Below are 19,798 nucleotides of genomic sequence, written 5' to 3' on the forward strand. Positions count from 1 at the left end.
GTCATCCATGTCGCCCACCCAGCAGGAGATCTCCGCCGAGATCGCCGCGCAGGCCGCCGCCTACGCCGAGGCCGCGAGCGCCGGCGAGGTCCGCCATCACCCGGACCGCCACTACCCGCCCTACCGCAGCAGCGTCCTGCGTCACCCGCGGCAGCCGCTCGTCTCCCTCAAGGACCCGGACGCGGTCGAGTTGTCCGGCCCCGTCTTCGGCGTCACCGACATCACCGCGCAGGACGCCGACCTGACCCGCCAGCACCACGGCGAGCCCCTCGGTGAGCGCATCACGGTCACCGGACGCGTCCTCGACCGCGACGGCCGCCCCGTGCGCGGCCAGCTCGTCGAGGTCTGGCAGGCCAACGCCTCGGGCCGCTACGCCCACCAGCGCGACCAGCACCCCGCCCCGCTCGACCCCAACTTCACCGGCGTCGGCCGCTGCCTCACCGACGACCAGGGCCGCTACGGCTTCACCACCGTCAAGCCGGGCGCCTACCCGTGGCGGAACCACACCAACGCATGGCGCCCCGCCCACATCCACTTCTCGCTCTTCGGCACCGCCTTCGCGCAGCGCCTGGTGACGCAGATGTACTTCCCCGGCGATCCGCTCTTCGCCTACGACCCCATCCTGCAGTCCGTCACCGACGACGCGGCCCGCGCCCGGCTCGTGGCCGCCTACGACCACGACCTGTCCGTCCCGGAGTGGTCGCTCGGCTACCGCTGGGACATCGTCCTGGACGGCCCCGCCGCCACCTGGATCGAGGAGGGACGCTGATGCTCCCCACGCCTTCGCAGACCGTCGGCCCCTTCTACGGCTACGCGTTGCCCTTCCCCGACGGCGGAGCGACGGTCCCCGCCGGACACCCCGACGCCGTCGTCGTGCACGGCCGCGTCCTGGACGGCGCGGGCGAACCGGTCCCCGACGCGCTGATCGAGTTCTGGCAGCCCGCACCGGACGGCGACCGCCGCGGCGCACCGGGCTCGCTGCGCCGTGACCAGACCACCGGGGGCTTCGCCGGCCGCGACGGTCACACCTTCACCGGCTTCGCCCGCGTCGCCACCGACGCCGACGGCTCCTGGACCGTGCACACCCTGCGGCCGGGCGGCGTGCCCTACCTCTCCGTCTGCGTCTTCGCCCGCGGGCTGCTGCACCACCTGTTCACCCGCGTCTACCTTCCCGACCCGGACCCGGACCCGAACCCGAACCCGGCTTCGGACCTGGACGCCGACCCTCTGCTCGCCTCGCTCCCCGCGCGGCGCCGCGCCACGCTCGTCGCCGCCGAGACGTCCGCGCGGGCGTACCGCTTCGACATCCACCTGCAGGGCGAGAAGGAGACGGTCTTCCTTGACTTCCGCTGAGTCTCCTCCCGCGTGGGCCGATGCCGGTCTGCTCACGCCCGGTCGAGTCGGCACCCCGGTGGAGACGGCCACCGGCGACGTCGCGGTCCTGCAGGCCATGCTCGACGCGGAAGCCGCGCTCACCCGGGCCCAAGCCGCCGTCGGCCAGGCGCCGCCCGCGGCGGCCGAGGCGGTGACGGCCGCGGCCCGCGCCGAACGCTTCGACCTGCGCGACCTCGCGACGCGCGCCCGCGCGGGTGGCAATCCCGTGATCCCACTCGTCTCCGATCTGACCTCCGCCGTCCCCGCCGAGGCCGCGCCGTTCGTGCACCGGGGCGCGACCAGCCAGGACATCATGGACACGGCCATGGTGCTCATGGCCACACGCGCCGTCCCACTGATCCTCACCGACCTGCACCGCGCCGCCGACGCCCTCGCCGCTCTGGCCCGCGACCACCGCGACACCCCGATGCCCGGCCGCACCCTGACCCAGCACGCCGTCCCCACCACCTTCGGCCTCAAGGCCGCGGGCTGGCGCAGCCTCACCCTCGACGCGGCGGACCGCCTCTCCGCGGTACGCCTCCCGGCTCAACTGGGCGGCGCCGCCGGCACACTCGCCGCGCTCAGCCCGCTCCCATCCCGGGAACACGGGAAGCGCAAGGAACTCCGAGAGCGCAAGGAGCAAGGGGAGCAGAAGGAACACGAGGCGCGCGAGGAGCGCACGGAACACGAGGGGCGCGAGGAGCTGCGAGAGCGGCCGGACACGGCCCCCGCGCTCCACCTCCTCACCGCGTACGCCGCCGAACTCGGCCTCCCCTCCCCCGACCTCCCCTGGCACACCCTCCGCACCCCCGTCGCCGACCTCGCCAACGCCCTCGCCTTCACCGCCTGCGCCCTCGGCAAACTCGCCGCCGACGTTCTTCTCCTGTCCCGGACCGAGATCGGTGAGCTGGCCGAAGGCGCGGGCGGCGGCTCCTCCACGATGCCGCACAAGGCCAATCCGGTCCGGGCCACCCTCGTGGCCGCCGCCGCGCGCCAGGCTCCCGCGCTCGCGGCCACGCTGCTCGGTTCCCTCGTCGCGGAGGACGAGCGCCCGGCCGGTGCCTGGCACGCCGAGTGGCAGCCGCTGCGCGCGCTGCTCCGCCTGACCGGCGGCGCCGCCCGTGCCGCGGCGGAACTCACCGAGACCGTGCGCGTGTTCCCGGACCGCATGCTCGACAACCTCCACCTCACCCGGGGCCTGATCGTCAGCGAGCGACTCGTGGCCGAACTCGGCGAGGTCCTCGGCCGCCAGGAGGCCAAGCACCTGCTGACCCGCGCCGCCCACCGCGCCTCTGCCGAGAGCCTGAGCCTCGACGACGCCCTCTCCGCCGAACTCAGCGAAGTCACCGAACCCGCCAGACCCTCCGAACCCTCCGGACCCTCCGAATCCACCAAACCCACCAAACCCGCCGAACCCGCCGAACCCGCCGCCGATCCCGCCCTTGCCGGCCGCCTCGCCCCGCACCGGCTGAGCAGCCTTCTCGACCCCACCGACTACCTGGGAGCCGCAGCCGCGCTCGTCGACCGCGCCCTCGCACGCACCCCCAATCCGCCGTCAAGGAACACCCCATGACCGACCTCCCGCACTTCACCCTCGACGGCCCGGCCGACGCGCCCGCGTTGCTCCTCGGCCCCTCGCTCGGCACCTCCCTCGCCGTCTGGGACGCCCATGTACCCGCGCTGGCACGGCAGTTCCAGGTGGTCCGCTGGGACCTGCCGGGCCACGGCGGCTCGCGGGCCGACCTGATCGGCCCCGGCTGCACCGTGGCCGACCTGGGCCGCCTGGTCCTGGACCTCGCAGATCACCTCGGGCTGGACCGATTCGCCTACGCGGGCATCTCCCTCGGCGGCGCCGTCGGCGCCCACTTGGCGGTCCATCACGCCGAGCGGATCGGCGCGCTGGCGCTGGTGTGCTCGTCCGCCCGCTTCGGCGAGCCGCAGGCCTGGCTGGACCGCGCCGCGCTGGTCCGCTCGGAGGGCACCGCCGCGCTGGCCGCGACGGCCCGGGATCGCTGGTTCACCCCGGGATTCACCGGCAGCGCGGCCACCGCGCTCGTCGCGGACCAGCGTGCCGCCGACCCGGACGCGTACGCCGCCTGCTGCGAGGCGCTCGCCGCCTTCGACCTCCGCGACCGCCTGGACCGGATCACCGCCGCGCCACTCGTCGTCGCGGGCCGCGCCGACACCGCCACCCCGCCCGAGCACGCCCGCGCACTCGCGGACGGCATCCCCGGGGCGGGCCTGGTCGAGATCCCCTCCGCCGGCCACCTGGCTCCGGTGGAGCAGCCGCGTGCCGTTCTCACCGCGCTCCAGGGCCACTTCGCCGCGACGGCGAGCGACGACGCCGGCCGCCATGCCGACGGCATGGCCGTGCGCCGCGCGGTCCTCGGTGACGCCCATGTGGACCGGGCCGTCCAGCGGACGACCAGGCTCAGCAGGCCCTTCCAGGACTTCATCACCCGCTATGCGTGGGGCGAGATCTGGAGCCGCCCGGGGCTGGACCGCCGAACCCGCAGCTGTATCACGCTGACCGCACTGGTGGCGGGCGGCCACCACGAGGAGCTGGCCATGCACGTGCGCGCCGCCCTCCGGATCGGCCTCACCGCGGACGAGATCGGCGAGGTCCTGCTGCAGAGCGCCGTCTACTGCGGAGTACCGGCCGCGAACGCGGCCTTCGCCGTCGCCAACAAGGTTCTCGACGAAGAGAAGGACGACCACTGATGCACACCACCGTCGGCATCGTCGGCGCGGGCCCGGCGGGCCTGCTGCTCGCCCGTCTGCTCCACCGGGCGGGCATCGACTCCGTCGTCCTGGAAGCGCGCGACCGCGCCTACGTCGAACAGCGCCAGCGGGCCGGGATCCTGGAACAGACCACCGTCGACGCGCTGCGCGCCGCCGGTGCCGGAGAGCGCATGGACCAGGAAGGCATCGTCCACCACGGCATCGAACTGCGCTTCGACGGGCGCGCGCACCGCATCGACTTCCCCGGCCTGGCGGACGGGCGGAGCGTCATGGTCTACGCGCAGACCGAGGTGGTGAAGGACCTGATCGCCCTTCAGCTCGCCGAGGGCGGCCCGCTCCTGTTCGAGGCCGAGGTACGGGCGGTCGAGCAGTCAGCGGACGAAGTGGCGGTCCGCTACGTCCACGAAGGCGCGGAGCACACGCTGCGGTGCGACTGGGTCGTCGGCTGCGACGGCTTCCACGGCGTCACCAGGAACGCGATACCCGAGGACCTGAGGCGTAGTTACGAGCGCACGTACCCGTACTCCTGGCTCGGCATCCTGGCCGAAGCGCCGCCCGTGTACGACGAGCTGATCTACGCCCACTCCGCGCGCGGCTTCGCCCTCGCCTCGATGCGCTCGGCGAGCGTCTCCCGCCTCTACCTCCAGGTGCCGAACGGCACCGACGTCGCCGACTGGCCCGACGACCGGATCTGGGACGAGCTGGACGCCCGCCTGGCGACCCGTCAGGCTCCCGGCTGGAAGCTGGCCCGGGGCCCGGTCACCGCGAAGTCCGTGCTGCCGATGCGCAGCCACGTCACCGAGCCGATGCGCCACGAACGCGTCCTCCTGGCCGGTGACGCGGCGCACATCGTCCCCCCGACCGGCGCCAAGGGCCTCAACCTCGCCGCGACGGACGTCGCCCTCCTCGCCAAGGCCTTCGTCCATCTCCACGAGAGCGGCTCGACGCGGTTGCTGGACGACTACTCCGACACCTGCCTGGAACGGATCTGGAGGGCCGAGCACTTCTCGTACTTCATGACCACCACCCTCCACGCCGCCCCGGACCAGTCCCCGTTCGAGACCCGGCTGCAGCTCTCCCAGCTGGCCCGCATCGCGTCCTCCCCGCACGCGGCGGCGGAACTCGCCCACAACTACGTGGGCGTGGCGCTGCCGGGCCGTCCGGGAGCCGTGGCTTCAGCGCCCACGGGCCCTGATCTTGGCGAGCAGGCGCCTTAGAACGCCGATGCGGTCGCTGTCACGGGGAAGGCGGGGCAGGCAGGCCTCCAGTGCGTCGATGTCCTCCAGCCGCATCCTGCCCGCGCCCTCCGCGTCCACGACGGCGTCGATCGCCTGCAAGCCCCAGTACTGGCTGAAGGCGAGCGGCTCGTCTCCGAGGACGGTCTCCAGCAGTGTGTCGAGGTGGTCGTCCTCGGGGCGCGCGTACAGGCGCGCGTAGGCGGCGAGCCGGGTGCCCGGGTCGCCGGACGTGAGTGAGCCTTCGACGTCGAAGTCCCGGTCACGTCGGGTGAAGGTCACCAGGTCCGCGAAGATCTGTTCCATGAGGCTGGTGCGCTCGGGGCCGCTCTCCATGTCGTCGCGTGCCTGGGTGTACTCGGCGGCCAGTTGCGCGACGGTTTCGCTCGCGGTGGAGCCGGCGGTCCCCTCGTCGTCCGGCCCGCCGGTGGACACGAAGGCGAGACGGGCGGTGCGTGACGCGTCGTCGGCCGCGGAGCCTGCTTGTGCGGTGCGTTCCTCGGCCGCCTCGATGCGGTCGACGAGCTGCTTGTACTGCAGCTTCGTCCCTCCGGGCAGCTCGATGCTGTCGAACAGGGAACCCAGCCACGGCACCACGGCCACCGCGAGGAACACCGCGGTGACCGCGTCGATCTTGAGGCCGGGAGCGACCATGTGCACGACCGCGGCTCCGATCGCCACGCACGTGACGATCGCGGCGATCACGTCCCGGCGCCGGTCGTGGCGGTCGCCCCTGCCTGGTATGGACTCCTCCTCCGCCATGGACACCATTTTGGCAGAGACCGGTGGAGCCCGTCCGCACGCCCGGTGTGCGACCGGGGGCGGTTTCACACCCGGGCCGGGCAACGGCCGTAACGCAGCAGGTGAGTTCTCGGAAACCTCGCGTTCACGACGGCGGGAAGGGACGTTAACAACGGCTACCTAGCGTGACTGGCCAAGGGATCCGAGCCGTGCGGACGGCTGTTCGCGGTGCGTGACGGGCCGTCGGCTCCCCCGTCCTGCCGATGACGCCAAGCGGGGTACGTCCCTTCATCGAGGCACCCGCACCAGCGTCATCGGGAGGCGCAGGCATGAGTACCACCCAGTCACGGCCACAGGCGTCGGACACGGAAATCGCCGGCGACCAGGCGGTCAAGGAGACGTTGGAGGACTACACCCTCCGTTTCGCTCCCCGCAGTTACCGCCGCTGGACCCCGATGGTCGTGGCGACCACCGCGCTCGGCGGCATCGCCTACATGGCCGACTTCTCCATCGGCGCCGGCATCGGCCTGGCGCACGGCACCGGCAACGCGCTCGTGGCCATCGCCGTGGCCGCCGTCGTCATCTTCGTCACCGGCTTCCCCCTCGCCTACTACGGCGCCCGCTACAACATCGACCTCGACCTGATCACCCGCGGTTCCGGGTTCGGTTACTACGGCTCGGTGCTCACCAGCATCATCTTCGCCAGCTTCACCTTCATCTTCTTCGCCCTCGAAGGCTCGATCATGGCCCAGGGGCTCAGACTCGGCCTCGGACTGCCGCTGTGGCTGGGCTACTTGGTCTCCACCCTCATGGTCATCCCGCTGGTGATCTACGGCATGAAGGCGCTCAGCAAGCTCCAGGTGTGGACCACCCCCGTCTGGCTGCTGCTGATGGTCGGCCCGCTGGTCTACCTGATCGCCACCGACCCCGGCACGGTCGACCGCTTCCTCTCCTACGCCGGCACGGACGGCGACGGCGGCATCGGCACCGCTCCGGTGCTGCTCGGGGCGGGCGTGTGTCTGTCGTTGATCGCGCAGATCGGCGAGCAGATCGACTACCTCCGGTTCATGCCGCCCAAGACCGCGAAGAACAGGCGCACATGGTGGACCGCCGTGGTCATGGCCGGCCCCGGCTGGGTGGTGCTGGGTGCGCTCAAGCAGGGTATCGGCGTGTTCCTCGCCGTCTACATCCTCGCGAAGGTCGGCCCGGCCGCAGCGACGGAGCCGATCCAGCAGTTCCGCGGCGCCTTCGACGCGATGATGCCGTCCTGGCTGGTGATCCCGCTGGCCGTGGCCCTGGTGGTCATCAGCCAGATCAAGATCAACGTGACGAACGCGTATTCCGGTTCGCTGGCCTGGACGAACTCCTTCACCCGGGTCACCCGGCACTACCCCGGCCGTATGGTCTTCGTCCTCGTCAACCTCGGTTTCGCGCTGGCCCTGATGGAAGCCGACATGTTCAGCTTCCTCAACAGCATCCTCGGCTTCTACTCGAACTGCGCGATCGCCTGGGTGGTCACCGTCGCCACCGACATCGGCGTCAACAAGTACCTGCTGAAACTGTCCCCGCTCCAGCCGGAGTTCCGCCGGGGCATGCTGTACGCCGTCAACCCGGTCGGTGTCGTGGCCTTCGTCGCCGCCTCGGGCCTGTCGATCGCCATGTACTTCCACCTACTGGGCGACACTCTGCAGCCGTACTCCCCCGTGGCCGCCGCCGCCATCGCCTTCGTCCTCACCCCGCTGACGGCCGTCGCCACGAAGGGCAGGTACTACCTGCGCCGCACCGACGACGGTATCGACGAGCCCCTGCTGGACGCGGACGGCAACCCGAGCGCGGTCACCTTCGACTGCCACGTGTGCCGCCAGTCGTACGAACGCCCGGACGTGACCGCCTGTGTCGCCCACGACGCGGTCGTGTGCTCGCTGTGCCTGAGCACGGACAAGACCGGCGCCCATGTGCTGCCGGCCGCCGTGTAGTCGGCACCACGGACGGGGACGCTCAGCGCTTCCCCGAAGTTGTGGATTGTTCGTGCCCCCCTGCGGCAACCGTGGCCTTCTGCGGCCACGGTTGCCGCGGGATCATGAACCCAGGTATGCGCGCCAGCCGCCGTACGAGGTGATCTCCCGGGCGCCCTCGACGGCCTGGGGCTCGCAGAGGAAGCCGGGCACGGAGGTTCCGTCGGCGAGTTCGACGCTTCCGAGCGCCATCGGGCGGGGCAGTGCGGCGAGGAGGGCGCCCAGTCCCTCGGCGGGCAGTTGCCACACCTCCGCCTCGACGGCGGCGCCGCCTTCGCCGACCCGGACAAGGCCCGGCTTCGGCGGCAGGGTGTCCAGCGCGTACAGCCGGTAGGCGGGCGCGGTCGTGGTCGTACGCACCAGCCGTCCGCCCGCGGCGAGCAGTTCTGCGTTCAGGGGCTGTCCGGACAGGTGGGCGCCGATCACGGCGAGGCGCAGGGGCGGGGTGGTGAGGAGCCCGGCGATGCGTGCGAGCCGCTCGTCCGTGAAGGCCGGGCCGATCAGCATGACGCCGAACGGCAGCCCGGCCACGTCGCCCGCGGGGACGGCCACGGCCGCCAGGTCGAAGAGGTTCGTCGAGTTGGTGAAACGGCCGAGCCGCGCGTTGGCGCCCAGCGGGTCGGCCGTGACCTCGGCGATGGTGGGGTGGCCGGGTGTCGTCGGCAGCAGCAGTGCGTCCGCGTCGCCCAGGCAGGCCATGGCACGGGCGTGGAGCGACGCCAGCTTCTCCTGGTCGGCGTAGAGCCGGTGAGCCGGGATGGTCCCGGCCCGGGAGATGATCCCGGCCACGGTCGGGTCGAGGTCCGGCGAGCCGGTGTGCGCGTCGACGAAGGCGCCGACGGCGGTGTAGCGCTCGGCGACGAACGCGCCCTCGTACAGCATCGCCGCCGCCTCGGTGAACGGCGTGAGATCGACGGGCAGCAGTTCGGCGCCCCCGTCGGCGAGCTGTTCGGCCGCCGCGTCGAACGCCTCGGCCCAGCCCGGGTCCAGCTCGCCGAGCTGCCCGTGCTCCGGAACGGCGATCCGCCACGGGCCGGGGCGGCGGACCGCCTGCGCCGGCAGGGCGCGCCCGGACGGTGCGGCCATGAGGGACAGTGCCCGCTCGGCCTCGGGGAGCGTACGGGCGAACACCGTCACGCAGTCGAGCGAGGCGCAGGCCGGGACGACGCCTTCGGTCGGGACCAGACCGATGGTCGGCTTGAGGCCGACGATGCCGTTGAAGGCCGCCGGGACCCGGCCCGAGCCCGCGGTGTCCGTGCCGAGCGCGATGTCCGCGATGCCGAGGGCGACGCAGACCGCCGAGCCGGACGAGGAGCCGCCGGACACGCGTTCCGGGTCGACGGCGCCCCGGACCGCCCCGTAGGGGCTGCGGGTGCCGACCAGTCCGGTCGCGAACTGGTCGAGGTTCGTGGTGCCGAGGACCACCGCGCCGGCCGCCTTCAGACGGGCCACGGCCGGGGCGTCGGCGTCCGGTTCGTACGCGTAGGCGGGGCAGCCGGCGGTGGTCGGGAGCCCGGCCACGTCGATGTTGCCCTTGACGGCGAGCACGGTCCCGGCGAGCGGCAGCCGCGCGCCGGCGGCGGCCTTCGCGTCGACCTCGGCGGCGTCGGCCTCCGTCTCGGCCTGCGGGCGCAGGCCGATCCACACCTCGGGACGGTCCACCTGCGCGATGCGCGCGTAGGCGGCCCGCACGCGTTCCACCGCGGTGATCATGCGGCTGCCTCCACGGGCTCGAAAGGGGCGAGGACGACGAGCGCGGTGCCCGCCTCGACCTGGCTGCCCGGTCTGGTCAGGATCTTCACGACGACGCCGTCGGCGGGGGCCGGGACCCGCGACTCCATTTTCATCGCTTCGAGCGCGAGGAGCTGCTGTCCGGCCGACACGCGCTCGCCGACCTCGACGTTGACCTGCCAGACGGAGGCGGTGAACTCGGCCTCGACCAGGTGACCGCCGTCGGGGACCGGGACGTCGCCGGCCGACGGGGCGGCGGCCTGGGCCACCACCTCGGCTCGGGCGAACTCGCCCGCTTCCTCCCAGGCGTCGCGCTCCGCGCCGAACGCTGCGCCCTGCCTGGCCCGGAAGGCGTCGATCGCCTCGGCGTTCTCGGCGAGGAACCCGCGGTACTCGGCGAGGGAGAAGGAACCCTCTTCGATCCTCGGGACGAACCGGCCGGACGTGATGTCCGCGCGCAGTTCGAGGAGTTCGTCCGCCTCGACCGGGTACCACTTGATCCGGTCGAAGAAGCGCAGCAGCGAGGGCCTGCCCGGCTCGAAGGCACCGCGCTGCTGCCAGGGCGACCACACCTGGGTGGTGCGCCCGACGAACTGGTAGCCGCCGGGGCCCTCCATGCCGTAGACGCACAGGTACGCACCGCCGATGCCGACCGAGTTCTCGGCGGTCCAGGTGCGGGCCGGGTTGTACTTGGTCGTGACCAGCCGGTGCCGCGGGTCGAGCGGTGTGGCGACCGGCGCGCCCAGATACACGTCGCCCAGGCCCATGACCAGGTATTCGGCGTCGAAGACGGTGCGGTACACGTCGTCGACCGTCTCCAGGCCGTTGACGCGGCGGATGAACTCGATGTTCCAGGGGCACCAGGGGGCGTCGTCGCGCACGCCCGCCATGTAGCGGGCGATGGCCTCGCGGGTCGCCGGGTCGTCCCAGGACAGCGGCAGGTGCACGATCCGGCTGGGCACCACCAGCTCGTCGGGGGCGGGGAGTTCTTCCTCCACCCGCAGCGCGATCTCCAGGAGCTTCCCCTGCGGCAGGACGTCGGGGTCCGTCTTGACCTGGAGGGAGCGGATGCCCGGGGTCAGGTCGGCGATGCCGTCGAGCCGCTGCCCGGCCAGCGCCTGCGCGAGCGCGTGGATCCGCATGCGCAGCGCCAGGTCGAGGTGCATCGGTCCGTACTCGATGAGGAGGTTGTCGTCACCGCTGCGCCGGTACGTGACCGACGGGCGGGTCCCGGTCTCCTCCAGCCGGGCGAGGATGCCGCCGTCCACGACGCACTCGCGATCGGCGCGCGGGGTCGCGGCGGGGTTCCGTCGCAGCACGGTGGCGGACTCGGTGGTCACCGGGACGAAGCGGACCGTGTCGCCGGGACGGAGCTGGCCCAGTTTCCAGCGCTGTCCGGTCACGATCGTCGCCGGGCAGACGAAGCCACCGAGCGAGGGCCCGTCGGGGCCGAGGAGGACGGGCATGTCCCCGGTGTAGTCGACGGCGCCGACGGAGTACGGCGTGTCGTGGATGTTGGACGGGTGCAGGCCCGCCTCTCCGCCGTCGGTGCGCGCCCACCGCGGCTTGGGTCCGATAAGTCGTACACCGGTGCGTGCCGAGTTGAAGTGCACCTTCCAGTCGGCGGCGTAGAAGTCGTGGATGTCGTCGTCGGTGAAGAACTCGGGTGCGGCGTGCGGGCCTTCGACCGCGCCGATCAGCCAGGTGCCGCCGAACGCGGGGCGCCGGTCGAGGGGGACGGCGGAGGTTTTTGTACGCCGTTCGCCGCCGTGCAGGACGTCGCCCGCGCGCAGGGCGCGGCCACCGTGCCCGCCGAACCGGCCCAGGGTGAAGGTGGCCGCGCTGCCCAGGAACTCCGGTACGTCCAGGCCGCCCGCGAACAGCACGTAGGTGCGCAGGCCGTACTCGTCGGGTGCCCCGACGGCGAGCGTCTGCCCGGCCTCGACTGTGACCGGCTCCCACTGCGGTACGGCGGCGCCGTCGATGGTCACCGGCGCGGGGGCGCCGGTGACGCAGACCGTCGTCGGGTGGGTGAAGCGGAGGGTGGGGCCCTGAAGGGTGCATTCGAGGCCGGGCGCGCCTTCGGCGTTGCCGAGCGCGGTGTTGCCGAGCCGGAAGGACAGGTCGTCCATCGGCCCGCACGGGGGTACGCCGACCTGCCAGTGGCCCGTGCGTCCGGGCCAGTCCTGCACGGTGGTCAGGGTGCCCGGCGCGGCGACCTCGATGCGCGGCGTCGGGTCGCTGATCGTGTCGAGCGAGGCGGTGGTGTGGGCGGCGGCGCGCACGTCGGTGTCGTCGAGCGCGGCGCGCAGCAGGCCGAGGTTGGTCTCGATGCCGTCGAGGCGGGTCGCGGCGAGCGCCGCGTCCAGCCTGTCGAGGGCCTCGGCACGGTCGGTGCCGTACGCGATGACCTTGGCGAGCATCGGATCGTAGGAGGTGGTGACCTCGGTGCCGGTCTCCACCCAGGTGTCGACACGGATGTCCTCGGGGAAGGTGACGCGGGTCAGCAGGCCCGCGCTGGGGCGGTGGCCGTGGGAGGGGTCCTCGGCGTAGACGCGCGCCTCGACGGCGTGGCCCTCCGGCGCGGGGGGCGCGGTGACGATCGCGGTCTCCCCCTGCGCGAGGCGCAGCATCCACTCGACCAGGTCGACGCCGTAGATCGCCTCGGTGACCGGGTGTTCGACCTGGAGGCGGGTGTTGACCTCAAGGAAGTAGACCCTCTCGCGGTCGGCGTCGTAGACGAACTCGACCGTGCCGGCGGAGCGGTAGTGCACGGACGCGCACAAGTCCCGTGCCGAGTCCGCGAGTTGCCGGCGCACGGCGTCCGGGAGTCCGGGCGCCGGGGCTTCCTCCAGGACCTTCTGGTTGCGACGCTGCAGCGAGCAGTCGCGGTCGCCGAAGGTGACGACGCGGCCCTCGCCGTCGCCGAAGACCTGCACCTCGACGTGGCGGGCGCGCTCGACGAGCCGTTCCAGGAAGACGCCTGCCGAGGAGAAGGAGGCGGCGGCCAGGCGCTGCACCCGCTCCCAGGCGTCGGCGAGGTCGGCGGCGCCGTGGCACGCCTGCATGCCGATGCCGCCGCCCCCTCCGGTCGCCTTGAGCATCACCGGGTAGCCGATCTCCTCGGCCGCCGCGACGGCTGTCTCCACGTCGGGCAGCAGCCCGGTGCCGGGGGCGAGCGGGACACCCGCCGCCTGCGCGGCGGCGCGAGCGGTGTGCTTGGCGCCGAACAGCTCCAGCTGTTCGGGGGTGGGGCCGACGAAGACCAGGCCCGCGTCGGCGCAGCGGCGGGCGAAGCCGGCGTCCTCGGACAGGAAGCCGTAGCCGGGATGGACGGCGCCCGCGCCGGTGTCCTTGGCGGCCTTCAGGACCAGATCGGCGTCGAGGTAGGAGTCCTTCGCGGGTGCCGGCCCGAGCCGTACGGCCTCGTCGGCCAGCCGGACGTGCGCGGCTCCGCGGTCCGGGTCGGAGTAGACCGCGACGGTGCGCAGGCCGAGTCGCCGGGCGGTACGGATGATGCGCGACGCGATCTCGCCGCGGTTGGCGACCAGCAGGGTGTCGAACGTCATGGGATTCAGCTGCTCTCGTCCGTCTCGGTGATGGTCATCCGTACGGCGGTCGGGTCGAATCCGTTGCAGGGGTTGTTGATCTGCGGGCAGTTGGAGACCAGCGCGATGACGTCGGTCTCGGCTCGCAGGACGACTTCCAGGCCCGGTGCCGAGATGCCGTCGACGATGCCGAGGGTGCCGTCCGGACCGACCGGCACGTTCATGTACCAGTTGATGTTGGAGACCAGGTCGCGCTTGGCCAGGCCGTGCTTGGCGCCCTCGGCGAGGAAGTTCTCCACGCAGGCGTGCTGGGACCAGGTGTGGTGCCCGTAGCGCAGGGTGTTGGACTCCTTGGAGCAGGCGCCGCCGATGGTGTCGTGCCGCCCGCAGGTGTCCGCGACGACGGTCATCAGCGGGGTGTGCTCGTTGGACAGCAGCACCGAGCCTGTGGTCAGGAAGAGGGCGCCCTGGGCCTGGATGGTGTCGGGGGCGCTGTAGCGCACGGAGGTGTCGTGGGCGTCGTAGACGAGGAAGTCGACGGCCTGGTTGCCGTGGAGGTCGGTGATGGTGAGCAGTTGGCCCTTGCGGACGACGGCGGACCAGGCGGCGCGGGGGGGCACGGTGCGATCGGAGACGACGCGACCCGAGCGGGTGGGGACGGTGGGGTCGGCGAGGGCGGGGGCGGTGAGGTCGGGCTCGACGCGGGCGGGGACCGTGGGGTCGACGCGGTCGGTGCGGGCGGTTGTGGTGGTCATGCGATCCCCCTGGCGGTGAGGTGGTCGACGGTGTTCAGGAAGGCGCGTCGGCCCTCGGGCGTGGCGTCCCACAGCGCGTCCGCGGGGCCGGTCGGCCGGGCGCGGTACGCGAGGACCTCCAGGTGCCCGCAGGTGTAGGCGGGGCGCGGGTCCAGCGGGTGCGGGACGTTGGCGAGCAGGACGGTCAGGGGTTGTTCGGCGCGCAGCGTGACGGACGCGCCGGCACCCGCCGAGCCGGTGAACTCTGTGGTGCCGTCCGCGGCGATCCGTACCCCCTGGAAGAAGGAGACGGACGGCGGGATGTCCCGCGGGCCGAGGCCGTTCTTGAGGGCGGCGAGCTTGAACAGCTCGCGCCCGGCCGGTGAGGAGGACTCCGGAGTCCCGGCGCCGTACCGCTCGGTGTTGCGCGCGAGGGTGGAGGTGCCGGTGAGCGCGTCGTGCCGGCCGGAGGTGGCCTGCGTGACGGAGGCGAGGACCCGGCCCTGGTCGGACAGGAGCAGGTGCCCCGGGCCGAGGTAGGCGTTCCAGAGCACCTTGACGGTGTCGGCCGCGTTCAGCCGCTCCCAGGGGCGGTCGGCGCTGTACAGCAGGACGTGCGCGCACGCGTCGCCGGTGAGGTCGGTCAGCCTCAACTCGGTTCCGCGGGCGAGGATTTTGTGGGTGTAGTTGCCGCCCGCCACGGTCTCGGCCCACACGAGATCCTCGGCGTCGATGCCCCGAGGGGGTGCCGGCCAACTGCTCGCGGGCAGTACGGGCATGGTGGCGGACTTCGTGCCCTCCTGGGCGCGGGCATGGTCGCGGGCACCATGGGCCGACGCTGTCGCTGACGCTGCGCCTGTCGCTGGCCCTGTCACCGACGCTGGCCCTGTCACTGACGCTGTCGCTGGGGCTGTCGCCACGGCTTGACCTCCGGCTCGATGCATTTCTGTCGTACGACAGAAATTAGGGTCCGGGCGAGTCGGAACCATTGCCCGTTCGTTTCGCGGCGGTAACCGGCAACTCACGCAAGGAGTCCGGTCCTTGGGGATCTCGCGGGCTGACTCTGCGTCTGTCTCCTTGACCTGTGCGAGGATCATGGGGTGAGCCCGCCAACCACCCGAAGAGTCGGCCGCCCGCGCGCCCAGGAGCGTCCCGCCAGCGGGCTGGAGCCGCGCGAAGAGGTACTGGCCGCCGCCGCCGAACTGTTCACCACGCGCGGCTACACCGCGACCTCCACCCGGGCGGTCGCCGAGCGGGCCGGTCTGCGCCAGGCGTCCCTGTACCACTACTTCGACGGCAAGGAAGCGATCCTGGCCGCCCTGCTCGAAGGGACCGTCCGCCCCTCGCTGGAGGTCGCGCGCGAGCTGGTGGCCCGTACCGAGGCGGTCGCGGAGGCGCGGCTGTGGGCCCTGTGCCACGCCGACGTCATACTGCTGTGCCGCGGCCCGCACAACCCGGGGGCCCTGTACCTGCTCCCCGAGGTGCAGACGGAGCGTTTCGCCGTGTTCCGTCAGGTCCGGTCCGAACTCAAGGCCGCCTACGGTGAGTTGCTGGCGGGTACGGAGCCGGGAGCGGTGTTCGGGGAGGAGGACCTCGCCGTCCGTACGGACCTCCTGTTCGGCCTGACCGAAGGCGTGATCCTCATCCGGCGTGCCGACCCGGCACGGGCCGCGCAGGCCCTCGCGGAGGCGACGGCCGACGCGGCGCTACGGATCGCGGGCGTACCACAGCGCCGCCTGGCACGGCTGCGCCGCGAGGGGCAGCAGCTCCTCGCGGCGCGGGGGTGACGAAGGGCCCTCCGGGCGCGGACCGGGCCGGCTCATACCGACGCGGCTCATGGGCTTGACTCGTGACGCATGAGGCGTGAGTCATGGCTCATACACGCTCGGCGCCTCGCCCTGCCGACGGCTGACCGTTCACGCTCGAACGGCCTCGGCCTCGGGCTCGGCGTCGTGCTCGGCCTCACCCGCGCCCCCGGGATCACGGCCGTTCGCCATCGAGGCCGCCCCTCCGCGCAGGCGATAGAGCGCACCGACGGCGATCGTGGCGACGACGAACAGGACGGTGAACCACTGGAAGTACCAGTGGCCTCCCGCCGGGTCGTACACCTCGGCCCGCGGCCAGGCGAGATTGACCGTCATCAGCACCCCGTAGCCGACCGCGAGCACGTTGACCGGCAGACCCCAGCGGCCGAGGGAGAACAGTGGCCTGCCCAGCTCGTCGTGCTCGCCGGCGGATGTCGTCGGCCACTGCCCCCTCAGCCGCCGGACCAGCATCGGCACGGTGACTCCGGCGTACGCGAGGTAGAGCATCGCGATGCACGTGGTGCCGATGGCCAGGAACGCTTCCGGGGAGGCCAGGTTGAGCAGCGCGAGCACCGCGGCGAGGACACCGACCACCAGGGCCGGGGTAAAGGGCATACCCGTGCGCGGCGAGACCTTCGCCAGTCGCGCGGAGAAGGGCAGCATCCCGTCGCGGGCCATCGAGAACAGCATCCGGGTACCGGCGGTCTGGATGGCGAGCGTGGCCACGGCGATGGCGACGGCCACGTCGGCGAGGAGTACCTTGCCCACGCCGTCGCCGAGGCTGCTGGTGAGGACGTAGCTCAGTCCCTCGGTGGCGAGGCGGCCGTCGGAGAGACTGGGCGCGGCGAGGACACCGCCGAGTAGCAGCAGGCCTCCCAGGACGCCTGCCGAGGCGAGGGCGCTGAGGATGGTCCGCGGGGCGGTGCGGCGCGGGCTGCGGGTCTCCTCGCTCATCTCGCCCGCGCTGTCGAAGCCGATGAGGACGTATGCGGCGGTGAACGAGCCGACCAGCAGCGCCGACACCGGGCCGCCTTCGCCGCCTGTCCTCAGCGTCACACCGGCGCCGCGTTCGACATGGGTGAACAGCAGGACGACGATGAGGATCGCGCCGATGATCTCCGCGGTGACCCCGACCCGGTTGACGACCGACATGACGCGGTTGTCGAGGACGTTCACGACCGTGGTCAGCGCCAGCAGGACGAGGGCGAGGAGGGCGGCGTTGGCCGCCCCGGTCGCCGTCGTGGGCGCCGGGTCGCCGCCGACGAGCTGGAAGCCGGACCAGATCGCGGGCAGCACGACCTGCAGCGCGAGGGCCGCGGCGGCGACCACGACCACTTGGCCGACCACCATGATCCAGCCCGTGTACCAGCCGAAGACCGGGCTGCTCAGGCGGGTCGACCACTGATAGATCGCTCCCGAGATCGGATAACGGGCGGCGAGTTCGGCGAAGCAGGCGGCGACGAGCAGCTGCCCGACGAGCACGGCGGGCCAGGTCCACAGGAACAGCGGGCCGCCGAAGGAGTAGCCGAGGGAGAAGAACTGGAAGACCGTGGTCAGGACGGAGATGAAGGAGAACCCGGCGGCGAAGGACGCGAACCGCCCCATCTGCCGCCGCAGTTCCTGGTCGTAGCCGAAGGAGGCGAGCGATCCGTCGTCCGCGGTGCCGGTGGGTGGCGGTGCGGGTGGTGTGGGCGGTGTGGGATCGGTGGTCACGGTCATGGCGGTCCCCTGTCGCGGTGGCATGTCCCGGCGAGATTCCTGTCGTTCGACAGAAATTAAGGACGCCCTGTTTCTGCCGGATATCGCGGCCGTGTCCCCGCCGTTAGCGATACCGCGGACGGGGCAGGAGCCCGCAGAGAGCGGGGGCGGTACGGGGGCGCGACGTTATGAAGCCGCGCACGGCGATCAGTTGCCGTCCGGCCCGCAAGTCCGAGCCGCAAGTCCGAGCCGCGAGTCCGGCCCGCAAGTCCGGCCCGAGCCTCACCACGGCGCCGTCCGCGCCACGGTGAGGCGCTCACTCACACCCGAAGCCGATACGGCAGCATGCACACCACCACATCCGTGCGCGCTCGCAGGACGGTGGCCAGCAGCAGTCCGCGCTGGTTCTGGAGGATCTCGTAGCGCCGGTGCCTGGGCTCGACCTCGGGGATGAGGACGGCGATCAGGCGTCCGTCCTGGGCGGCGCGCTGGATGTAGTCGACGATCGGCTGGACCAGGGAGTGGTGCGGGCTGTCGATGACGTCGAGCCGGACGCCCGGGTTCCAGCGGCTCCACGCCTGCTCCAAGGACCGCGTCCTGTCCGCGTCGGACTCGACGGCGACCGCGACCACCTCGTCGCCCAGGGCGAGCGCCGCGCTGATGGCGTGCCGGGCGAGCTTGCTGACCTCGCCGAGCGGGACGATGACCAGGCTCTCCGCACGACGGTCGGGCGGCGCGGGCACGCGGCCGAGCTCCAGTTCTTTGCCGACCTCGGTGTAGTAGCGCTGGATGCGGGCGAACAGCAGCATCATCAGGGGGATGGCGATCACCACCACCCAGGCGCCCTCCAGGAACTTCGTCAGCAGCAGGACCAGCGCGGCGAGGGTGGTGAGGACCGCTCCCGTCCCGTTGATCGCCGTATGCCGCTTCCAGCCCGCCGGCTTCCGGGTGGTCCAGTGCCGTACGAGGCCGACCTGGCTGACGGTGAACCCGATGAACACGCCGATGGCGAAGAGCGGGATCAGCCGGTGGGTGTCCGCGTCGGTGGCGAGGAGAAGGAGGGCCGCCAGCAGGGCGAGGGCCACCACGCCGTACCGGTAGACGGGCCGCTCGGCGCGCAGGGCGAAGAGGTGGGGCAGGCGGTGGTCGCGGGCGAGCAGGCTCATCAGGACCGGGAGTCCGCCGAAACTGGTGTTGGCGGCCAGGAGAAGGACGAGGGTGACGATCAGGTTGGTGGCGTAGTAGGCCCAGCCGTCGCCGTAGGCGCCCGCGGTGAGCTGGGCCAGGACGGTGACGTCCCCGCGCGGGGCCACGTGGTCGCGTCGGATCAGCACGGCCAGGCCGACGAGCATCACCCCCAGCAGTCCGCCGAGCATGAACTCGGTGCGCTGGGCGTGCCTGACCCGGGGGCTGCGGAAGGTCGGAACGGCGTTGGCGATGGCCTCCACGCCGGTCAGGGCCGAGCAGCCGGACGAGAACGCCTTGAGGATCAGCAGCAGGCCGAGCGTCTCCTGCGCGGGAAAGGGCTGCGCGGTACCGACGACGGCCGCCGGGTGCGTCCGTAACAGGCCGACGACGATGACACCGACGATCGCCACGACGAACAGGACGGTCGGCAGCATCAGCACCCGGGCGCTGTCGGCGACGCCGCGCAGGTTCACCGCCGTCAGCAGGGCCAGGCCCGCCAGGCACACCAGCAGCTTGTCGTGGGCGAGGGCCGGGAAGGCGGAGGCGAGCGCGTCCGCGCCGGCCGTGAGACTGACGGCGACGGTCAGGACGTAGTCGACGACCAGGCTGGCCGCGGCCAGCAGGCTGGAGGCGCCGCCCAGGTCCGCCTTGGCCACGGCGTAGGCACCTCCGCCGTCCGGGTGAACGGCGATGACCTGGGCGTACGACACGACGAGCACCGCGAGCAGGAAGACGATCGCGAGGGTGACGGGCAGCGTGGCGCTCAGGGCGCCCGTTCCCGCCACGACCAGTGCCAGCACGATCGCCTCGGGGCCGTACGCCACCGAGCTGAGCGCGTCCAGCGACAGCGCGGCCAGGCCCTCCAGGCTGGTCAGATGGTGCTTCTCCCCTTCTCCTGGAAGGAGGGGGACCTTCGGGTTCAGCTTTCGACGCGACAGGCCATACGCCATCGGGACCTCACCGGGGCCGCTCGAACGGTCCCCCACA

General features: G+C 72.3%; 14 protein-coding genes. 7 read left to right on the forward strand and 7 right to left on the reverse strand.

Annotated elements, in window-relative coordinates; all coding sequences use genetic code 11:
• Positions 1-7 precede the first annotated feature (7 nt).
• Genes pcaH through ACGFYV_RS20940 form a run of 5 tightly spaced genes read left to right on the forward strand, consistent with a single transcriptional unit; the run spans position 8 to position 5,333 of the window.
• Positions 8-769 (forward strand): protocatechuate 3,4-dioxygenase subunit beta, encoded by a 762-nt coding sequence (gene pcaH / locus ACGFYV_RS20920; RefSeq protein ID WP_393879901.1) that lies wholly within the window; start codon positions 8-10, stop codon positions 767-769.
• On the forward strand, positions 769-1,353 hold the full coding sequence (gene pcaG / locus ACGFYV_RS20925) for a protocatechuate 3,4-dioxygenase subunit alpha (RefSeq protein WP_393879902.1): 585 nt from the start codon (positions 769-771) through the stop codon (positions 1,351-1,353). The genes pcaH and pcaG overlap by 1 nt, the downstream gene beginning before the upstream one ends.
• Positions 1,340-2,947 (forward strand): lyase family protein, encoded by a 1,608-nt coding sequence (locus tag ACGFYV_RS20930; RefSeq protein ID WP_393879903.1) that lies wholly within the window; start codon positions 1,340-1,342, stop codon positions 2,945-2,947. Before pcaG ends, ACGFYV_RS20930 begins: the two co-directional genes overlap by 14 nt.
• The gene (gene pcaD, locus ACGFYV_RS20935) at positions 2,944-4,095 is read left to right on the forward strand and encodes a 3-oxoadipate enol-lactonase (protein WP_393879904.1); all 1,152 of its coding nucleotides are present in this window, start codon (positions 2,944-2,946) and stop codon (positions 4,093-4,095) included. Before ACGFYV_RS20930 ends, pcaD begins: the two co-directional genes overlap by 4 nt.
• Positions 4,095-5,333: a 4-hydroxybenzoate 3-monooxygenase gene (locus tag ACGFYV_RS20940; protein WP_393879905.1), complete on the forward strand. Its 1,239-nt coding sequence runs from the start codon at positions 4,095-4,097 to the stop codon at positions 5,331-5,333. Before pcaD ends, ACGFYV_RS20940 begins: the two co-directional genes overlap by 1 nt.
• On the opposite strand, the gene ACGFYV_RS20945 is transcribed toward ACGFYV_RS20940, so the two are convergent.
• Positions 5,292-6,113: a hypothetical protein gene (locus ACGFYV_RS20945; protein WP_393879906.1), complete on the reverse strand. Its 822-nt coding sequence runs from the start codon at positions 6,111-6,113 to the stop codon at positions 5,292-5,294. The two genes, ACGFYV_RS20940 and ACGFYV_RS20945, sit on opposite strands and share 42 nt — an antisense overlap.
• Positions 6,114-6,421: 308 nt before the next feature.
• Between ACGFYV_RS20945 and ACGFYV_RS20950 the strand changes: the two genes are divergently transcribed.
• Entirely contained in the window at positions 6,422-8,068 is a 1,647-nt protein-coding gene (locus ACGFYV_RS20950; RefSeq protein WP_393879907.1) for a purine-cytosine permease family protein, read from the forward strand.
• 102 nt (positions 8,069-8,170) lie between these two features.
• On the opposite strand, the gene atzF is transcribed toward ACGFYV_RS20950, so the two are convergent.
• Genes atzF through ACGFYV_RS20970 form a run of 4 tightly spaced genes read right to left on the reverse strand, consistent with a single transcriptional unit; the run spans position 8,171 to position 14,899 of the window.
• Positions 8,171-9,820 (reverse strand): allophanate hydrolase, encoded by a 1,650-nt coding sequence (gene atzF / locus ACGFYV_RS20955; protein ID WP_393879908.1) that lies wholly within the window; start codon positions 9,818-9,820, stop codon positions 8,171-8,173.
• A complete protein-coding gene (gene uca / locus ACGFYV_RS20960) occupies positions 9,817-13,407 on the reverse strand; it encodes an urea carboxylase (RefSeq protein WP_393879909.1) in 3,591 nt (1,196 codons plus the stop codon). The genes atzF and uca overlap by 4 nt, the downstream gene beginning before the upstream one ends.
• Positions 13,408-13,412: 5 nt before the next feature.
• Entirely contained in the window at positions 13,413-14,141 is a 729-nt protein-coding gene (locus tag ACGFYV_RS20965; protein ID WP_393879910.1) for an urea amidolyase associated protein UAAP2, read from the reverse strand.
• On the reverse strand, positions 14,138-14,899 hold the full coding sequence (locus ACGFYV_RS20970) for an urea amidolyase associated protein UAAP1 (RefSeq protein WP_393879911.1): 762 nt from the start codon (positions 14,897-14,899) through the stop codon (positions 14,138-14,140). Before ACGFYV_RS20970 ends, ACGFYV_RS20965 begins: the two co-directional genes overlap by 4 nt.
• Before the next feature lie 321 nt (positions 14,900-15,220).
• Between ACGFYV_RS20970 and ACGFYV_RS20975 the strand changes: the two genes are divergently transcribed.
• Entirely contained in the window at positions 15,221-15,907 is a 687-nt protein-coding gene (locus ACGFYV_RS20975) for a TetR/AcrR family transcriptional regulator (RefSeq protein ID WP_393879912.1), read from the forward strand.
• Between the two features lie 129 nt (positions 15,908-16,036).
• On the opposite strand, the gene ACGFYV_RS20980 is transcribed toward ACGFYV_RS20975, so the two are convergent.
• A complete protein-coding gene (locus ACGFYV_RS20980; protein ID WP_393879913.1) occupies positions 16,037-17,644 on the reverse strand; it encodes an amino acid permease in 1,608 nt (535 codons plus the stop codon).
• 299 nt (positions 17,645-17,943) lie between these two features.
• Positions 17,944-19,761 carry an APC family permease gene (locus ACGFYV_RS20985; RefSeq protein ID WP_393879914.1) on the reverse strand — a complete coding sequence of 606 codons (1,818 nt, stop codon included), beginning with the start codon at positions 19,759-19,761 and terminating at the stop codon, positions 17,944-17,946.
• Between the last annotated feature and the right edge of the window lie 37 nt (positions 19,762-19,798).

The organism is Streptomyces sp. NPDC048297, from assembly GCF_043201585.1.
Lineage (GTDB): Bacteria > Actinomycetota > Actinomycetes > Streptomycetales > Streptomycetaceae > Streptomyces.